Origin of the sequence: Alteromonas halophila (genome assembly GCF_014651815.1) — a bacterium.
Classification (GTDB): Bacteria; Pseudomonadota; Gammaproteobacteria; order Enterobacterales; family Alteromonadaceae; genus Alteromonas; species Alteromonas halophila.
This window is the reverse complement of sequence record NZ_BMXP01000009.1, coordinates 108,498-125,121: the sequence shown is the minus strand read 5'-3', so window position 1 is coordinate 125,121 and position 16,624 is coordinate 108,498. Positions and strand designations below refer to the sequence as shown.

Here is a 16,624-nt window from a genome sequence, read left to right as displayed (position 1 = left end):
GCCACCTCTATGTGGGCGCTCGTTACACTGTACGGCATAAGGGGCACTGCTGTTGCTGATGTCATGACACCTGTTACGTTGTTGCTACCTTGTGTAATTATCAGATTTGTATCGTGTAATAGCCAAGGAAGATGCGAATAAGTCTATCGCCGCTCAGGCTTACAGCCAAGTGCCTGATCAAGGCGGTCTTTTGCAGACCTAACGGGTTAAGTCAAAAAGGCCAACGCAGAGCAGGTGCTTGGCTATAAGCCCCGAAGGGCGAGCCCTGAAGCACGCATTCGCTGCGTTAGCTTTCTTACCAAGGGCGATGGCCATTGCTTGCGAAACCTGCCTTGAGACTACGCACTTCAGGACTCGCTGAGTGATGATAGACTTATTCGCATCTTCCCTAAAGCGTAAAGTGAAATTATCTTCTGATACAGGCAAAAAGATGCGTCGCCCATAATATCTGCACCCGCCAGCGGCGCCTGTTTCTCTTTTTAGGACAACGCAGCAAGGATTATTTCACCTTCCATTCGGCGACGCTTGCGAATACCAGCCAGAGAATGATTCTGCTGCATAGCACTGATATTATCTGCCACCGTTTGCCAGTCTGAGGCATTGATGGGGTCGGACAGGGAGGCCAGATCCCGGTTATAAGGACCACGATTGAAGGCCAGCGACAACAGTGCTGTTTGCACGGCTCCAGGTGTGTTGGTGTTTGCAAGAGCCGGGAACCGCTGAACAATGGCTGCCCAGTATGGCGCCACAACCGCCGGAAACACATCCAGTGCCGCTTTTGTAGAGAGCCTGATATCCGCTAAGTCTGTCGCCGAGGACAGGTACGATTTTGCTTCTTTACCTTTCAGACCAATACAGCGGTGACAGGCACTGAGTTGCTGAGGTGTCAGTACATGCTGGTAATGCTCATCCAATGCCTGTGGCTCCTGCTGGCCCAGATCAAAACCAGGATCAAGGGTTACTCCAGACGCGCCCCCTGGCCAGTAGGGCTTACCGGCGTGGCCTTCCCGCGCATGGATCCAGGCAAGATCACCACGAAAATCATCCCGCAGCCTCACCTTCGGGGTATCCGTATTCTCAGCATGTGTCGACTCGGCACTGTGATTGCGTATTATCGTGCGTTCCAGTGCCTGCCAGGTAGCGTCATCGACAACACCGGTCTGTGTCAGATCTGCCTGCTTCTGAACCGCGATGACAGCGTCCTGTGTTGCCTGGCCGAAAAAGCCATCCGCCTCCAGGTTTTCTCCCAGCAAGCGTAGCAGGCGTTGCAGGTGTCTGACTTCCGCTTTGCAGTCGGGCCGCTGATGATTAAAGCCATCATTAAGACTAAGCATCTGCAACATCCTTATTGTGGGGGCGGTCTATGGCAGACGACCCGTAAGCAAAAAGCCGGGCGCAGCTGCCTGACCAGCAGCAAAGACACCGGTAAGCGCCGACAGAAAAGAGGTGGGAAGTCATCGTTTTTCCTTTACCAGGGCACACACTATTAACAGGGGTGGTTAAAATATAGTCAGTAGCTGTGTGGCTGACAACATTTGATTAATGAAAAGGACATAGCGGTATATCGCACAGTCAGGCCAGTTAAACGCAGCGCGCTATGTTTGTCAGTTCAGTCCGGTAGGCTGGCGCTGGGTGTATTCGCATCTTGCTAAAAGGTAAACGCTCATGAGTCTTTCACTGGGGCCGCTGGCACTGCCGCTTGATACGCTGTTGCTTTTTCTCACACTGGGCGTGTTCATAGGGGCGACAAAATTTTTATCCGGGCGACGTAAGATTGCAGGTAATGAGCAACTGGCCGAGCGCGCAACATCGGGCATTTATATCGCAGCGCTGAGTGCCTTGTTCCTGGCCCGAACGGTTTTTGTTATCAGGTTCTGGAGCCAGTACAGCGAGGCACCGTTGCATATCCTGAATATTCGCGACGGTGGTTTTTCCGCGTCCACTGGATACTTTGCTTTCATTACTGCGCTGCTTCTCTACTGCTACCGTCATAAAGCGTTGCTTGGCGTGTATGTGAGGGGCATTGCTGTTGCCTTGCTGGTCCTGGTGCCCGGTGATCTTGCAATGACGCTGTATAAACAGGGTAAAAGTCTACCCAGCGAACCGGTCGCAACATTGTCTGGCGATACATTGTCGTTGTCAGCGTATTCAGGGAAGCCGATGGTGGTAAATTACTGGGCATCCTGGTGTCCCCCCTGTCGTCGCGAAATGCCGGTACTGGAAGCGGCGCAGGCAGCGAACGATGATCTCCACTTTATCTTTGTTAATCAGGGAGAGACTGCCTCTGCCGTAGCAACGTTTTTAAAGCGTAACAGGCTAAAGCTTGATAATGTGCTGCTGGACAGGACCCGGGCGCTTAGTCGCTCATCCGGCGCCGCCGGGCTTCCGACAACCCTGTTCTTTAATCGCAGGGGGAAACTGGTGGACATGCATATGGGGGAATTGTCCGCTGCAAGGCTACAGGTATATATCGATAAACTTCCTGCCCAGTCAGCGCTTCACGCGCAATAATACATCTGGCGCTGCCTGCTGAGGCGGCAGCAGTGATACCCGGCAAACCCCACCACGTGGTTTTTTATGCCCTGTCGCCCGCTGCATTGCTACCTTTCTGACATGGGATGCCGTTATTAGGAGCTGTGGGCGGGCAATGCTTTATCTAACGCCCTGAAAACGCAGTGAGCAATACCGGCGGACTGCGTAAAAAAGCCCGTGTCGATATTTCCAACTGTATCAGTGGGCTGATGGTAATCATTATGCGTGGCGGATCCGATGTGGATAAACGGGATCCCCTTTTCTCCAAAGACTGCATAGTCACTGGCCTGTTGCCAGTTTTCCCGGTTACTTCTGGTGAGGGCGGAATGCTGGCTTCTGGCATTGCGGAGCCCCAGCCTGAGGTGTGAGGAACTGACAGTGTCCTTAAGCCGTGTAAGCGGCTTTTTCAGGTAAGAATGAATGCCATCATGAATCAACAGCAGCCGGTCACGGTTGCCCCCCTGGCCAACCATGTCGATATTGATGTTCAGTGCGATAGCTGATGAAGCAACCGGCAGGTCTCTGAAAAAGGCGTGTGCGCCATGCAGACCCTCTTCTTCGGCATCTGTGGCAATAAATATGACACTGTGTAGTGGTGGCGTAAGTGCCAGCTGCTGGGCCAGTGCCAACATTGCCGCCACGCCAGATGCGTTGTCATCGGCCCCATTGTAGATGTGGCCGCCTTTATAGCCAAGGTGGTCATAATGGGCGGTGATGACAATGTAGCGGGAAGAGTACTGTGTGCCTTTCGCATAGCCAATAATATTCGTTCCGCGGCCGCTGCTGCCGTACTCAAACGGGTGAATAAAGGTGCTCTGAAACGCGGATAACGGCACCTCGGCGAACCGTTTGGTGATGTATTGCCGTGCTTTCTCATGGCCCCTGGTTGCGGGCTCTCTGCCAGCAAACTCATCACTGGCCAGCACCGTGACGTCATGCATCAGCTCGGTGGTGTTCAGCGCAGGACATACATTCGCAGCCTGCGAGTCCTCAGCGCTCGCTGTGTTCTGCATAGCCGTCATCAGCGGTAAAGCGAGCAGTGCGGTAAAACAATAAAATAAGCGAGGTGACATAAAGAGAATTCCTGTCTGCACACGGCTGTAGTATAAAGAGAGAGCGGGGCGAGGGACAGCAATTGATGGTACATATCCATCCAGTTGTCCCTTCGCGTACAACCATTTATTTCAGACAGGCAGAGATTTGTGAAACGCAGTAAGACACTGCCAGAAGAGCAATCGCAACCCCAGCGCAGGCACTATCAGAACACTGGTCTGGTAGCCGGTCCGCTGGCGTTTGTTGCTTTGTTACTGACAGCGCCGCCGGCAGGACTGGACGGGGTTGCCTGGATGACCGCAGCGGTCGCGTTGTGGATGGCCATATGGTGGGCGACCGAGGCCATCGCTGTACCGGCGACTGCGCTGCTTCCGCTTATTGCCTTTGATCCACTTGGCATCATGTCAATGAAAGATGCTGCCGCCCCGTACGCGAATCCCACCATTTATCTTTTCCTTGGGGGCTTTGTGCTGGCTGCCGGGATCCAGAAGTCGGGGCTGCACCGGCGTATCGCCTTGTTTATCCTTACCTTTGTCAGCGCCAGTGCCCGTTCTGTCGTGCTGGGTTTTATGCTGGTCAGTGCGCTGCTCAGTATGTGGATGACCAACACTTCTACCACCATGATGTTGTTGCCAATCGCCGTATCAGTACTTACCACCATGCAACAGCATGACCGCTCCGAGCAACAAAACTTTCAGTTGTCGCTATTGCTCGGTGTGGCATATGCCGCCACAATTGGTGGTGTGGCAACGCTGGTCGGTACCCCGCCCAATGCCTTTCTGGCCGGGTATATGGCCGAATCCCACAATGTACAGATTGGATTTGCTCGCTGGATGCTGTTGGGGCTGCCGGTTGCTGTGTGTTTGCTGCCCCTCACCTGGTGGTTACTGACGCGCTATGTGTATCCGGTCAGCTTTGCGACCCCGCAGCATGTGAGAGAAAATCTGCGTGTTCAGTACGCGGAGCTGGGCACGCTGGCGCCAGAAGAAATACGTGTAGCGCTTATCTTTCTTGCCACTGCACTGGCCTGGATGCTCCGCCCCGTGCTGAGTAACTGGCTGGGCATTGAAGGGATAAGCGATGCGGGGATCGCAATGATTAGCGCGCTGCTGATGTTTATTGTTCCCGGCAGGAAAGTAAGCGGTGCACGTCTGCTGGACGTGTGCGATCTGCAGCAAATCCCCTGGGGGATCCTGTTGTTATTCGGTGGTGGTCTTAGTCTGGCGGCGGCCGTGTCGGATACAGGTCTGGCGCAGTGGCTGGGTGAGAGTCTTGCGGGGTTACAGGGATTTGGTCTGGTTATCGTTATTCTGGCAGCAACGACGTTAGTTATCTTTCTGACCGAACTGACCAGTAATCTGGCCACCACGGCAACGTTTCTGCCGGTGATGGCCGTGGTTGCGTTGGAAATGGGCGGCTCACCCCTCGCGCTGGCGGTACCGGTAACGCTGGCCGCCAGTTGCGCATTTATGCTGCCGGTCGCGACCCCACCGAATGCCATTGTATTTTCGTCTGGATACATCAGCATTCCGCAGATGGTGCGGACCGGATTGTGGCTCAACCTCACCAGCGTCGCGCTGGTTACTTTTCTGGCCGTGTTTCTGGCACCACGGATCTTTACCTGATCAGCCTGTCGTTTTATGACGGCGCGATGTCCAGCGCGCCTGGTTATTATTCTGGCATGGCTCTGGCGATATACCCGCTGTCAGTGCCAAACCAGATAGCCCCTGTCGTTCTGTTCACATACGTGTGCCGGATATGGCCACCAAATTCGACTTCTGTCTGGCTGATAAAGGCTTTTTGTTCAGGCGAGAAACCAATAAACTGATTTGGGATCGCTGAGGTATCTGTCAGCCATATACGTCCCTGGTTGTCCCGTGCCGTAGCGTATGGTGATGACGACGCACCGGTAGGCAGTACCCATTCTTCAAATGTGTCTGTTTGTGGATCGTAGCTGCCTAAGCGGCCTTCGGCGTAGTCGGAATACCAGAGCTTGCCATCATCTGTAATTTCCAGGCGACGGGGGCGGGCATCTTCGCGAGGCAGGTCAATCAGGTTGATCTCACCATTTTGAACAGTGGCCAGCTTGTTGGTGCCTAGCAACACGATCCAGGGCGTATCGTTATCATCCAGTCTGATGCCATAAGGGCGGGCATTAGAGATGGGCACTTTATGCAGTGTTACGTCACCTGACTGGGTGTCGAGATAACCAATGAAATTACCCCACTGAACAGTAAACCAGATATTTTCCTGTGCATCGAAGGTCAGGGTATGAGGGTCTCTGGCCTCGTCATCAGGCATTGGGTAACGGGTAATATCACCGGTTTCAGGGTTCAGCATACCAATGTGGGCATTCTGATTACCGGCATACCAGACATTGTCATCGCTATCGACGATCAGGTTGTGTGGATTAGTGTTCGGGCTCATGTCAAAGCGCGCAAAATCGCCAGTCGCCGGGTTCAGCTTGCCGATATAGTTGCCCGCCTGACCGCAAAACCAGACATTGCCTTTACTGTCCATCATCGGATCTCGGGGGCGGGTATTTTCCCACGGAACCTGCCATTTTTCGAAGGTCACATTGGACGGTAACCTATGGTCATCGGCAATCACACCGGCACTGACCAGCAGTGCCGCCAGCAATGCAAGAAGATGTTTAAGCATAAGAAAGCTCCCACAGCTTAAAATATGGTGTGTATACATATGCAGCAAACGGCTAAATGGTGCACATATTAACTAAAATATGTACATCCTTGCTGCGTCTGCTGAGTGGTTAACTTCCGCGCGAGAATTTTTTTAGCTTACGTTGCAAAGTGCGCCTGTGCATGCCAAGTGCTGCAGCCGTTGCGCTGATATTCCCTTGATGCTGGTGGAGGGTATGTTCAATATGTTCACGCTCAAGCTGTGCGGTTGATAGTGGCGTAAAGTCGGCCTGTACGCTGTCCGTACCTTCCAGTTTACGCCTTATGTCATTCAGGCTGACAGGCTTTGCAAGATAATCAGTCGCGCCACGCTTCATTGCTTCTACCGTGGTGGCGATGCTGGCATAGCCAGTAAGCATAATCAGATGCTGTGGCGCGAAGCGTGTGCGTAAGGGAGCAATAGCATCGAGCCCCGATTCCTGTCCTAACTGCATATCCAGCAAAAGCGCGTCCGCCTGTGTCATCGACAGCGTCAATGCGTCTTTGGCTGACTCACACGGCGTTACCTGATAGCGGCCGGTATTTCGTAAGCGGCGCGTTAATGTTTCAAGAAACACCGCATCATCGTCAATAAGAATAATCCTCACGACGGGCTCACCGGTAACGTAATCAGCGTGACAAGTATTTGACCATTTCGCTGCCAGGTGACACTACCGCCAAAACGCTCGATGGTGGCGTTGCTGATCACAGCGCCAACGCCGTGGCCAGTACTGCTCGTCATAAATTGTGCGCCAAGCTGCTCGAGCATGGCATCATCAATCACATCACAGGCATTGGCGATGGCCAGTTGCCAGCCATGCCCGGTGGCGTTGCTGGTTACCTCGACAGGATGGCTGGCTAGCCGGTGGGTCGCTTCACACGCATTTATCACAATACTGGAAATAGCAGGCAGTAGCGTGCGATCAGCGTGAACAGAAGCATCCGGCAGCGTATTACAGTGCCATGAAATCCGGGCTTCTGGCCGTGCTGTATGCAGCGTTTTCTGGAGCGCTTGCCAGAGTGTATCAGGGGAATAAGCAAAGGTGCGCTTTTCGCGAATATCATCAGCCAGCGTACGCCAGGTATGCAGGTGCGACTCAATACGGCCAAACTCAGCATTGAGCTGCTCTACCCAGGCCGGGGGCGAAGGTGACTCTCCGGCTTCTTCGAGCAGCAGCCGAATGGTTTGTGCAGGCGTAGCAACATCGTGTGTCAGTTGTGCAGCTGCAGTGCCAATAGCCAGCAACTGTTCGTCGCGTAACTGGCGTTCACGCATACGCTGAATTTGCTGTTCCCGACTGGCCAGTTGCCAGCGAAAGTAACGGATAACGACGCCTATCAGTAAGCCGGTAAACACAAAGCCCAGAATCATCCCATGATAATGTCCCAGCATGGCGTGCCCAGCATGGCCACTGCCGGACAGCATCAGTAACTGTGCACTTTGTAAGGCAATGGTTACCATCAGTACAGCGACCGCAACGGCCAGTGGCAATAACATAAATGCCAGTACGATAGGGATCAGCAGCACAACACCAAACGGATTACTCGCACCGCCATTTACGGCCAGCACTGCGTTAACCAGCAGGACTTCGCTAAGCAAAAGCAGGGTAGTCAGCCATACGGAAAACCGCGAACGTTTAGACAGGGCAATAACAAGTAGCAGTAACATAAAAACCTAAAACCGGTAATTCAGCTCTATATTAACCGAGCGGCCCTCTCCGGCAAGTTGCAAAAAGTCCTGGGAACGTTGCATGCGAATATCGGCGACGCTGACACCGCCCAATGGTAAGGCATAGTCCTTGTCAAATAAATTAGAAATGCCCGCGCGTATGCTCAGATGCTCCCACTGGTAAGCACTGTGCAGGTTGATAAGGGTATAGCTGCCTGTGCGGTTTTCCAGGCGCCGTGGATCGACGCGAGTTTTGTCAGCAACCCACTGAAGCTGCAGACTGTTTGTCCAGCCGCCCAGTGTGTGTTGCAACTGCACTCCCCATTGCCAGGGCATTTGCTGATAAAGTGGCTCGCCACTGTCATCACGACTACCACGGTTTAGGGCAGCATTTACTGATACATTCAGTTCTCCGCGATGCTGGCTGCTGAATAGCAGGTGGCGGGCACTCATATCCACCCCGTAAAGCGTGGCGTCGAGGTTGGTAAACGTCAGTGAGTTACGCATCGCGCCGGGTTGCTGCATGCGGTTGAAGGCAAAGAACTGACCGGTGACATCGACATCAATATAATCGTCCACCTTGGTGTAATACGGTGTAATGCTCAGTGCAGTCGTGGCTTTCGAATTCTCAAACGTATAGCCTACGCTGAAAGTGTGCGCTGTTTCCGCCGTCAGCGTCAGATTGCCCGTGTAGCCGTTGCCGTCACCAAACCAGCCAATCATGGTGGTGGCCATAGTGCCTTTGCCCCAGCTATAACGCTCGTACAGATTGGGCGCCCGGTTTTTGCGTGACAGGCCGGCCTGCCAGTGGTGGTTGTCAGCTATACGATGGGTCAGCAACAGCGTTATATCGACCAGATTTTCCGAGCGCTTACGCGACGCCTGGTTAAAGCGGTCGGCGGCTGCCGCGTCTTTATTCGGCATGCCCATCATCGGCATGCGGTTATAAGGCTGTACCTCGTCCGTGTTGGTGACGACATGTTCAAGCCGTACGCCAGCTGATAACTGCCAGTTTGCAGCCAGGGCCATGTCTGTTTCGCCGTACATGGCAGCGCGTGTCCGCTTACCATTATTGATATTGATAAAGTCATCAGGCCCCATCATCATTGAGCCGTCAAGCGCCGGCCACCAGTCATCCAGACGGTAGTCATGATATTCGGCGCCTAACGATAGCTGGTGGGCAGGGCTTAGTGACATATTCCAGGCCATTTTCAGCGACCGATCGCTGGCATCCGTCAGCATCGGCATCATGCCGGTTTTCTGCGCGCTGAAAAAGCCCATTTCATGGTCAACTTCATGCCAGTTGGCGTGCACCAACAGATCGCCTGAGGTGAATCCATGCTCGTAGCGAACGGTGACGCCAGTGCTGGTATTGTCAGTCATGTCCATGTACTGGTTGGCAAACCCCTGAAAGGGAATGGCCTGATGACTGACTTTAACTGCAAGCTGCGCAGTATCGTCTCTGAAAGCGCCAGTCAGCGCATGATTTTGGGCACGATACAGGGTGTCGAAAACGGTCGCGCCATTACCATCCTGATAACTTTTGGCGTCTTCAAAAGCGCCGGTATAGCGCAGACTCAGCGTGTCACTGGCAAGGTGCAGGCTACCATTGACGCCTTGTAGCTGGTTAGCGCTGCGATAGGAAAGTCCGGCATTGCCTGATTGCACCGTAAAATGGGACTGCTCACTGTACTGTGGGTTTATTGTCTCAAGCGCAATAACACCGGCAATATTGTCGCCTCCACGACTTACTGGCGAAACGCCCGGTAAAACCTGAACATGACGTATCTGGTTGGCTGAAACATAAGAAAGCGGCGGGTTCATCTGGTTGGCACAGGCAGCGGTCAGAGTCGCGCCATCAACTGAGACACTGATGCGGTCGCCCATTAGCCCGTTGATTACCGGTAGCGCCGACACGCCTCCAGCTTCAGAAAATGTTACGCCACGCTGGTTTAGCAGTTCATCGACAGCGCCATGCACTTCCTGCTCGTGCGCGTGACCAGTGATTTCGATATGCTCAAGCTCACTGTCAGCGATATTACTGGCGAGTACGGTGGGGACAGAAACCAATAGTGAAACGGGTAATAGCAATGGGAAACGTAACAGCATAACAACCTGACTAATAAGAATTTAATTCGGATAATAACAACCAAATTCAAAAGCCGGGATGCGGCAAATTGTCGCACCACTTAGTAACCCCGCACAAAGGCGCGTTTAATTAATGAAGGGGAGAGATTTTGGGTGATAGCAGAAATGATTGCCAGCCTGTCTGACTGCGCGACGACAACGTACAGGTGTCGATGTTGTGATGAACAGAAAAACAGCCACAGCCAGTCGTTGTGGAAACCAGGATCAGGGTTCTGCGCCTGGCTGTGGTCTGTTTTAAACTAAAAACACCGTCCCTGGCGAAAGTGGATTACTGATCCATCAGCAGATCGTCGAATGCACCATCATCAGCATCATCGGTAAACGTTCTGCCGTTCACCGGTAATGGCGTATCGGTTGCATCTTGCATAAACGCCTCCCGCGTATAGCTGGTCAGCGAGACCTGCTGGTCTTCGATGGTGATTGAGACCGTTGCGGTCACGGCAGCATTGGTGCCGTCAGATACCGAAAACACAAAGCTGTCCATGCCAGTCACCTGCGCCGCAGGCGTATAGGTGAACTCGCCGCTGTCCATGACCTCAACACTGCCCATCGTGGGCTCCTCTTCCAGTGCATAGGTCAGCGTATCACCATCCGGATCAGAAGCATCCAGCATCTCGGTAAAGGCGGTGTCTGCCTCGGTAGTGAATGACGCGTCCGTCGCAGTCGGCGCTGCATTTTGCATACCGTCCTGATTGTCGTTGTCGTCATCATCACTGTCGAAGCAGCCTGACAGTGAGCCTGCCAACCCTGCTACAAGCAGCAGTTTTATTGAATGGTTCATGTCAAACCTCCTATTCTGAGCCGGCAAGTGGCGTCTTCAGGTAAGGAAAGCTGCTGTCAACCATGGACGCATCCACGGGGGCACCATCTGTGAAGGGCACGTTGCCTACACTCGCATCCTCTTCTTCACAAAGACCCAGCGCGGTGTCTTCACCATTGATTGGAATGGGATAACACAGCCGACCCATGACAACGCGCAGGGCGATATCGACGACGTCATCACCTGGGCGACGTCCGTTAGGGAACCCGGCTAAATCGTCTCCTGCCACACCAAAGGCAGACTGTTGCTCTGCAGGGGTGGCGTCAATAGCTGTATTAAGACGCAGCATTTCCGACGCAGTAACCGAGCTTTGCTGGTTCACACCTTCAAAACCGGTCAAAAACGCCGTGACCAGATCGTTACGTGGGAAATTGGTGGGTGCCAGCGTATCAATAGATGTACCCAGCGTGTCATTGACGGCATCTCTGAACAGTACGTTCAGAAGCTCGGGCAACACCGGATGGGTTACATAATCAGCGAACTGACCATCTTCACTGGGGTGAGAGGTTGAAAAGGTGTCTTTATCACCAATACCAATAACCAGTTCGTTGACCAGTGGGTTACCCAGGCGTGATACCTGTGTCATGGCACCGCCATGCACCTCGGGTTTCTCAAACGTAGCGTCAGGGTTCAGGATGCGAGCCTGCGGTAAGCGAGCAGTTGTCCAGCTACCAATGACACCATTGCCATCACCGGTCACACAACTCGCGGGTACTTCAATGGCCAGCGATGTCACATTTTTATCTTTCAGGTCGTCATTGGCGCTGTCCTGTGTGATACCGCCGGGGAAACCGCCGCCATCACCGGCACCAGGTGCACTGTCACCCTCAACTGGCACATAATTGACCAGGTCGAAGGTTTCGCCCAGATTTACAACAAAGGGGTCTTTACGCTGGCCGACAAACACGCGTCCCATATCACTACAGCCCGGAACCGAGATGTCATAAACGAAGGTATCCGCGTAGCGCTGATATTCTTCGCTGCTGGTAAAGGTTTTGTTACCGATATAATCCAGCGGTTTTTTGAACATACCGCCTGCGGCAGGGGTTATTTCAGTGCGTGTACCACTTTGCATGTCGCCACTGACTACTTCCAGCGTATACATTTCAGAGAAGTTGGCGGCACTGCTGTCTTCTGCAGACACAGGCCCAACATTCTTAAGCGGCACTTTAATCATCTTCTGTGCGTCATCAGGGCCGACCGGCAATGCCACACCTTCATTATCCGAGGGCAGCATTTGCGAGAAATTAAACACAAAGCTCATGTCCTCGGTCGCATCGCCGTCGCTATCGATGTGAATAACGTATTCCGCATAGGGGTCCATCGCATAGTAATTGGGGCCACCGTAAGGATCTTGCAGTGGTATATAGTTGGCGATAAAGGTGACATACCCTTCGCGGCCAGGCTCATAACTACTGAACGCGTAAAAGTCGGTACTGTCCAGCGTAGGGTGACGCGTAATGTTGGGAGCTTCACGGTGACTTGATGCCATAACACTACTGGCAACAAGTGCAACCGAAGCGGTCAACAATGTCGATTTTTTCAAGAGCATGATGAATTCCTTGTGTTGTGTATTCATCAAGCCTTACGGCAGGGAAGTGCTGCTAGATGCAAAAAATGTAAAATATTTTTAAATTTAATGAAAAGCCGGCAGTGTTGCCGGCTTTGAGACGTGTGCTCAGACTTTAAACAATGGTGCGATATAGAGCACTTCAGACGGACTGCCGGTTGGCGAGCCACCTGGCGGTTCTTTACTGACGGCCAGTGCTTTAATGTTGTCACTGAACAAAAAGTCAGGTGCAGCGGCAAGCAGACTGCCCGATTCTGGTAGTAAACCCAGGGAAATCGGGGCGGCATCATTGGCCGGCACCATCCATAACTCATAATCTGTATCAGGCAACGGGGCGAGTGCATCCGTCACTCTGACCTTAATTGATTCACGGGATACTTCAACAATCCACAGTGGCTGGTTGTCATTGTCACTGACAATGGCCACCTGCGAGACCGGTAACTCAGCTGTTTTTTGTGGAACGATCAAAAACAACGCAACGATCACGGCCGCGGCTAACCCTGTCAGGGCTGTCCATTGCCATGGGTTACGCGATGGTTTGGCGGGTTGATCGGGAACCGCCTGCGGTGCATCAGCATGCCCTAAGCGTCGCTGAATTTCGGCCCACACTTTAGGTGGCGGGGTAACCGGTGCAACTGAATGGTTCAGGCCTTCAAGGTATTGCTCCCAAAGACAGGTTGCATCGTGTATTGCCTGATATTGCATCATCAGTTTTTGAAAGCGAATTCGGGCTTTGCCGCGCAATGTGCCAATCACGTATTCTGCGGCCAGCGCGTTATAGCGTTCTTCAATTAAATAATTCATAGTGACAAACACCGCTTCAGACTTTGCAGACCCCGGCGGATCCAGCTTTTAATTGTGCCAAGTGGCGAGGACAAATGATGCACCACTTCCTGATGCGACAGCCCGTTAACGTAGGCAAGCTGAATTGCCTGGCGCTGTGACTGATCGAGTTCATCCATGCACTCTTCGAGTTTTTGCTGCTCTGCACTAAAGCGCTGAGCGTTATCAGGTTTATCGGGAATGGCCTCGGCTTCGAGGTCAACTTCATTTCTGACTTTGTGGTAGCGCATTAAATCCAGTGCGCGATAGCGAACAATACTGACCATCCAGGTCAGCACGGTCCCTTTGGCGCGCTGATAGTGACCCGCGTTATGCCATATTTTCACAAATGCATCCTGGGTCGCTTCATCAGCGAGGTCCGGCTTTTTGAGCATTTTTAGCGCAACGGCGTAAAGTTGTGGGCTGGTTATCTGGTAAAGTTTCGCAAAAGCGTTCTTGTCACCGCTTGCAGTATTGCATAATAACGGAAACAGCGTTTCATGTTCCATGAGCACCTCTGGCATGTTGTGAACCAAAGAGTGCAACATCGATTACCTCTTCGGCAGTTATCCATCCTGCTACATAAACGACCCAATTAGCAATATGGATGCAATATCGATATTGGCGCAGAGAAAAAACAATGTGCAATGTGTGAAAAATAAACTGGCACATGTCAAATAAGGGTGATACACTGCGCTCGCCTTTTGAAGGTTCTATTTAACTTTGATCCATGCTACATCCGTTAGTCCCTTGTTAGTCACCTCGTGCGATTCTCATTTCGACCTTTACTGATTTAGACCTGTTCCCAAGATTCGATAGCCCTTCATCGCAAATCGGGTGCGTAACCGCGCTCATCTATTATTTTTTAGGAGTTATCCATGTCTACAACAACAGGCACAGTAAAATGGTTCGACGAAGCAAAAGGCTTCGGTTTTATTTCTCAGCCAGATGGCGGTAAAGATGTATTTGTACATTTCCGCGCCATTAAGTCTGACGGTTTCCGTACACTGACAGAAGGTCAGAATGTACAGTTCGTCGTCGAACAAGGTAACAAAGGCCCGCAAGCGGCAGACGTAGAAGTATTATAAGTACTTACCTTTCAGCGGGCACATCATCGGTGCCCGTTCATTACACTATTCCCATCCCGTCTATTTTTCTGACCACCCGAGGTTGCCATGTCTTTTTCTAAGTTGGGCTTATCCGCGTCCCTGCAAAATGCTGTTTCTGCGCAGGGGTATACAACGCCGTCACCGATTCAGGAGCAGGCCATACCCGCGGTGCTCACAGGCAAGGATGTGCTGGCTGCCGCACAGACTGGCACCGGCAAAACCGCAGGCTTTGCTTTGCCTTTATTGCAACGTCTGAGCGAAGGCAGAAAGCCTGCGTCGAACTGTGTTCGGGCACTGATCCTGACGCCAACCCGTGAACTGGCTGCGCAGGTTGAACAAAGTGTGAGTGAGTACAGTCGTGACTTGCCATTGTCCAGTGCTGTGGTTTTTGGTGGGGTAGGCATTAATCCGCAAATGAAACGTCTGCGTCGCGGTGTCGATGTGCTGGTGGCAACGCCAGGACGGCTGCTCGATCTGTATCAGCAAAACGCTGTGAAATTTCATCAGCTGGAAATTCTGGTGCTGGATGAAGCAGACAGAATGCTGGATATGGGCTTCATTCACGACATAAAACGCATTTTAAAGTTGCTGCCTGAACAGCGCCAGACGCTGTTGTTTTCAGCAACGTTTTCACCCACGGTTACAGCGCTGGCAGAAACCATCACAAAGCAGCCTGTAAAGATTTCTACTGCGCCTGAAAACTCGACGGTGGATTCAGTCACACAGACATTGGTACCACTGGATAAAAATCGCAAAATCCCAGCTCTGATTTCGCTGATAAAACAAAATAACTGGAAGCAGGCGCTGGTATTCAGCCGTACGAAACATGGTGCAAATCGTGTCTCGAAAAAGCTCGATGCTGCCGGAATCCCAAGTGCAGCAATCCATGGCAACAAAAGCCAGGGCGCACGGACTAAAGCACTAAGTGCATTCAAGAGCGGCGATATTGATGTCATGGTCGCCACCGATATTGCTGCGCGCGGTATCGATATTAGTCAGTTACCGATTGTAGTTAACCTGGATCTGCCAAATACCGCCGCGGACTATGTTCACCGGATTGGCCGTACCGGTCGTGCCGGGGCGGAAGGCGAAGCCTGGTCGCTGGTTAGTGCCGATGAGCTGTCCCAGCTCAAGGACATTGAAACTCTGATCCAAAAGTTGCTGCCACGTCAGCACCTGGCTGGGTTTGAGCCAGCATTATCACTGGCTCCGACAAGTTTGTCTGCGCCCAAAAAGCCCAAGAAGCCTAAAAAACCAAAAGCGAATAGAACAAACGACGCGGGTCAAAAAGCATCACCGTCACGGCGTTCACGTCCGCGCCGTAACAATAAGCCTGATGCAGGGCGTAATTCGGGACAGGCCTACACACAGTAGTCCTGTGGTTTGCAGGCCGGGTTGGCCTGCAAAAAGGTGACGCTAGCGGCGGTCGTAGTTGATTTGCTCGCCAGGATGCTGGTAGAAGCCGTCACGCAGTAATTGCTTAAAGCGCTTCATTTCACCCTGCAATGTGAGTTGCTCAAGCCCTTTATTGAAGAGTGCCAGCACCAGTCTGTCATCGCCTTTGCCTTTCGGCACCAGCAGGTGCGTGGTAACTGTAGAAATGCGAGGTTCGAGTAATGAAACCTCCTCGCGTTCACCGCTGGAAAAGTTCTGCTGTAACAGATACCAGCCGGTAAGTTCATCAATGGGGAAGATATCGGTTTCACCCTCAATGAGCGCCTCTAAGTTAGCGTTATCGCTCTCGTAAGTTTTCGTGGTTGACGTATTTTTTATATAATCCGCCAGCTCATCTGAATAGAGATACTGCTCGGTGACACCCATTTTGTATTCTTTCAACTCTGACAGCGACGACCAGCGTTTGGGGCCTGATGATTTATTAACATAAAACACCAGGTTTTCGGCAGAGATAGGATCGCTGTGCCAGAACTCGTCTTCTCGTGAGCGGACAAAGTTACCATACGATACCGCATCGTATTCACCTGAACTTGCCGCCTCAATCGCGTCTTCCCATGACATGGACGTAAACTCTACGATGACACCGGTCTCCAGAAATGCCCGGCTGATTATATGGTTAATATAGCCATTGTGCTCCATGTCGGTTGAGGTATATGGAGCATACTCGGTGGTGGCAATCTTAAGTTTCAGCCAGGCATGAGCCAGCGCCTGGCCCGGTGAAAGCATTAAAAATAATCCAATAAATAATAATGTGCGCATAATGACTCT

The 16,624-nt window shown here is 52.2% G+C and carries 15 protein-coding genes; 4 read left to right on the top strand and 11 right to left on the bottom strand.

Features of this window, described 5'->3' with window-relative positions:
• Positions 1 to 479: 479 nt before the first annotated feature.
• Positions 480 to 1,334, bottom strand: coding sequence for a pesticin C-terminus-like muramidase (locus IE054_RS15060; RefSeq protein WP_189407870.1), 855 nt, complete (start codon positions 1,332 to 1,334; stop codon positions 480 to 482).
• A gap of 331 nt (positions 1,335 to 1,665) precedes the next feature.
• Between IE054_RS15060 and IE054_RS15055 the strand changes: the two genes are divergently transcribed.
• The gene (locus tag IE054_RS15055) at positions 1,666 to 2,511 is read left to right on the top strand and encodes a TlpA disulfide reductase family protein (protein ID WP_189407869.1); all 846 of its coding nucleotides are present in this window, start codon (positions 1,666 to 1,668) and stop codon (positions 2,509 to 2,511) included.
• A gap of 116 nt (positions 2,512 to 2,627) precedes the next feature.
• Here IE054_RS15055 and IE054_RS15050 read toward each other — a convergent pair whose 3' ends face one another.
• Entirely contained in the window at positions 2,628 to 3,605 is a 978-nt protein-coding gene (locus IE054_RS15050) for a M28 family peptidase (RefSeq protein WP_189407867.1), read from the bottom strand.
• A gap of 129 nt (positions 3,606 to 3,734) precedes the next feature.
• On the opposite strand from IE054_RS15050, the gene IE054_RS15045 reads away from it, so the two are divergent.
• Positions 3,735 to 5,210, top strand: a complete 1,476-nt coding sequence (locus IE054_RS15045) for an SLC13 family permease (RefSeq protein ID WP_189407866.1) — start codon at positions 3,735 to 3,737, stop codon at positions 5,208 to 5,210.
• Between the two features lie 46 nt (positions 5,211 to 5,256).
• Here IE054_RS15045 and IE054_RS15040 read toward each other — a convergent pair whose 3' ends face one another.
• The 8 genes from IE054_RS15040 to IE054_RS15005 all read right to left on the bottom strand — a co-directional run bounded on the left by IE054_RS15040 (position 5,257) and on the right by IE054_RS15005 (position 13,801).
• Positions 5,257 to 6,246, bottom strand: coding sequence for a Vgb family protein (locus IE054_RS15040; protein WP_189407863.1), 990 nt, complete (start codon positions 6,244 to 6,246; stop codon positions 5,257 to 5,259).
• 109 nt (positions 6,247 to 6,355) lie between these two features.
• A complete protein-coding gene (locus IE054_RS15035) occupies positions 6,356 to 6,871 on the bottom strand; it encodes a response regulator transcription factor (protein WP_189407862.1) in 516 nt (171 codons plus the stop codon).
• Complete coding sequence (locus IE054_RS15030; RefSeq protein WP_189407860.1) at positions 6,868 to 7,932, bottom strand: sensor histidine kinase; 1,065 nt, start codon at positions 7,930 to 7,932, stop codon at positions 6,868 to 6,870. Before IE054_RS15030 ends, IE054_RS15035 begins: the two co-directional genes overlap by 4 nt.
• Positions 7,933 to 7,938: 6 nt before the next feature.
• Complete coding sequence (locus tag IE054_RS15025; RefSeq protein WP_189407858.1) at positions 7,939 to 10,041, bottom strand: TonB-dependent receptor; 2,103 nt, start codon at positions 10,039 to 10,041, stop codon at positions 7,939 to 7,941.
• 307 nt (positions 10,042 to 10,348) lie between these two features.
• On the bottom strand, positions 10,349 to 10,861 hold the full coding sequence (locus IE054_RS15020) for an Ig-like domain-containing protein (protein WP_189407856.1): 513 nt from the start codon (positions 10,859 to 10,861) through the stop codon (positions 10,349 to 10,351).
• A 10-nt stretch (positions 10,862 to 10,871) separates the two neighbouring features.
• The gene (locus IE054_RS15015) at positions 10,872 to 12,452 is read right to left on the bottom strand and encodes a DUF4331 domain-containing protein (protein ID WP_189407855.1); all 1,581 of its coding nucleotides are present in this window, start codon (positions 12,450 to 12,452) and stop codon (positions 10,872 to 10,874) included.
• A gap of 126 nt (positions 12,453 to 12,578) precedes the next feature.
• On the bottom strand, positions 12,579 to 13,274 hold the full coding sequence (locus IE054_RS15010; RefSeq protein WP_189407854.1) for an anti-sigma factor: 696 nt from the start codon (positions 13,272 to 13,274) through the stop codon (positions 12,579 to 12,581).
• The gene (locus IE054_RS15005) at positions 13,271 to 13,801 is read right to left on the bottom strand and encodes a sigma-70 family RNA polymerase sigma factor (protein WP_189407853.1); all 531 of its coding nucleotides are present in this window, start codon (positions 13,799 to 13,801) and stop codon (positions 13,271 to 13,273) included. The genes IE054_RS15010 and IE054_RS15005 overlap by 4 nt, the downstream gene beginning before the upstream one ends.
• A 369-nt stretch (positions 13,802 to 14,170) precedes the next feature.
• Between IE054_RS15005 and cspE the strand changes: the two genes are divergently transcribed.
• Both cspE and IE054_RS14995 read left to right on the top strand, forming a co-directional pair.
• Positions 14,171 to 14,380: a transcription antiterminator/RNA stability regulator CspE gene (cspE, locus tag IE054_RS15000; protein WP_189407851.1), complete on the top strand. Its 210-nt coding sequence runs from the start codon at positions 14,171 to 14,173 to the stop codon at positions 14,378 to 14,380.
• A gap of 87 nt (positions 14,381 to 14,467) precedes the next feature.
• Positions 14,468 to 15,775 (top strand): DEAD/DEAH box helicase, encoded by a 1,308-nt coding sequence (locus IE054_RS14995; protein ID WP_189407849.1) that lies wholly within the window; start codon positions 14,468 to 14,470, stop codon positions 15,773 to 15,775.
• 42 nt (positions 15,776 to 15,817) lie between these two features.
• On the opposite strand, the gene IE054_RS14990 is transcribed toward IE054_RS14995, so the two are convergent.
• Positions 15,818 to 16,615 carry a substrate-binding periplasmic protein gene (locus IE054_RS14990; protein WP_189407847.1) on the bottom strand — a complete coding sequence of 266 codons (798 nt, stop codon included), beginning with the start codon at positions 16,613 to 16,615 and terminating at the stop codon, positions 15,818 to 15,820.
• Positions 16,616 to 16,624: the final 9 nt, after the last annotated feature.

Coding starts and splice junctions, on each gene's coding strand:
- IE054_RS15060 (WP_189407870.1), bottom strand. CDS start 1,334: ATGCTTAGTCTTAATGATGGCTTTAATCATCAGCGGCCCGACTGCAAA.
- IE054_RS15055 (WP_189407869.1), top strand. CDS start 1,666: ATGAGTCTTTCACTGGGGCCGCTGGCACTGCCGCTTGATACGCTGTTG.
- IE054_RS15050 (WP_189407867.1), bottom strand. CDS start 3,605: ATGTCACCTCGCTTATTTTATTGTTTTACCGCACTGCTCGCTTTACCG.
- IE054_RS15040 (WP_189407863.1), bottom strand. CDS start 6,246: ATGCTTAAACATCTTCTTGCATTGCTGGCGGCACTGCTGGTCAGTGCC.
- IE054_RS15030 (WP_189407860.1), bottom strand. CDS start 7,932: ATGTTACTGCTACTTGTTATTGCCCTGTCTAAACGTTCGCGGTTTTCC.
- IE054_RS15025 (WP_189407858.1), bottom strand. CDS start 10,041: ATGCTGTTACGTTTCCCATTGCTATTACCCGTTTCACTATTGGTTTCT.
- IE054_RS15020 (WP_189407856.1), bottom strand. CDS start 10,861: ATGAACCATTCAATAAAACTGCTGCTTGTAGCAGGGTTGGCAGGCTCA.
- IE054_RS15015 (WP_189407855.1), bottom strand. CDS start 12,452: ATGCTCTTGAAAAAATCGACATTGTTGACCGCTTCGGTTGCACTTGTT.
- IE054_RS15010 (WP_189407854.1), bottom strand. CDS start 13,274: ATGAATTATTTAATTGAAGAACGCTATAACGCGCTGGCCGCAGAATAC.
- IE054_RS15005 (WP_189407853.1), bottom strand. CDS start 13,801: ATGGAACATGAAACGCTGTTTCCGTTATTATGCAATACTGCAAGCGGT.
- cspE (WP_189407851.1), top strand. CDS start 14,171: ATGTCTACAACAACAGGCACAGTAAAATGGTTCGACGAAGCAAAAGGC.
- IE054_RS14995 (WP_189407849.1), top strand. CDS start 14,468: ATGTCTTTTTCTAAGTTGGGCTTATCCGCGTCCCTGCAAAATGCTGTT.
- IE054_RS14990 (WP_189407847.1), bottom strand. CDS start 16,615: ATGCGCACATTATTATTTATTGGATTATTTTTAATGCTTTCACCGGGC.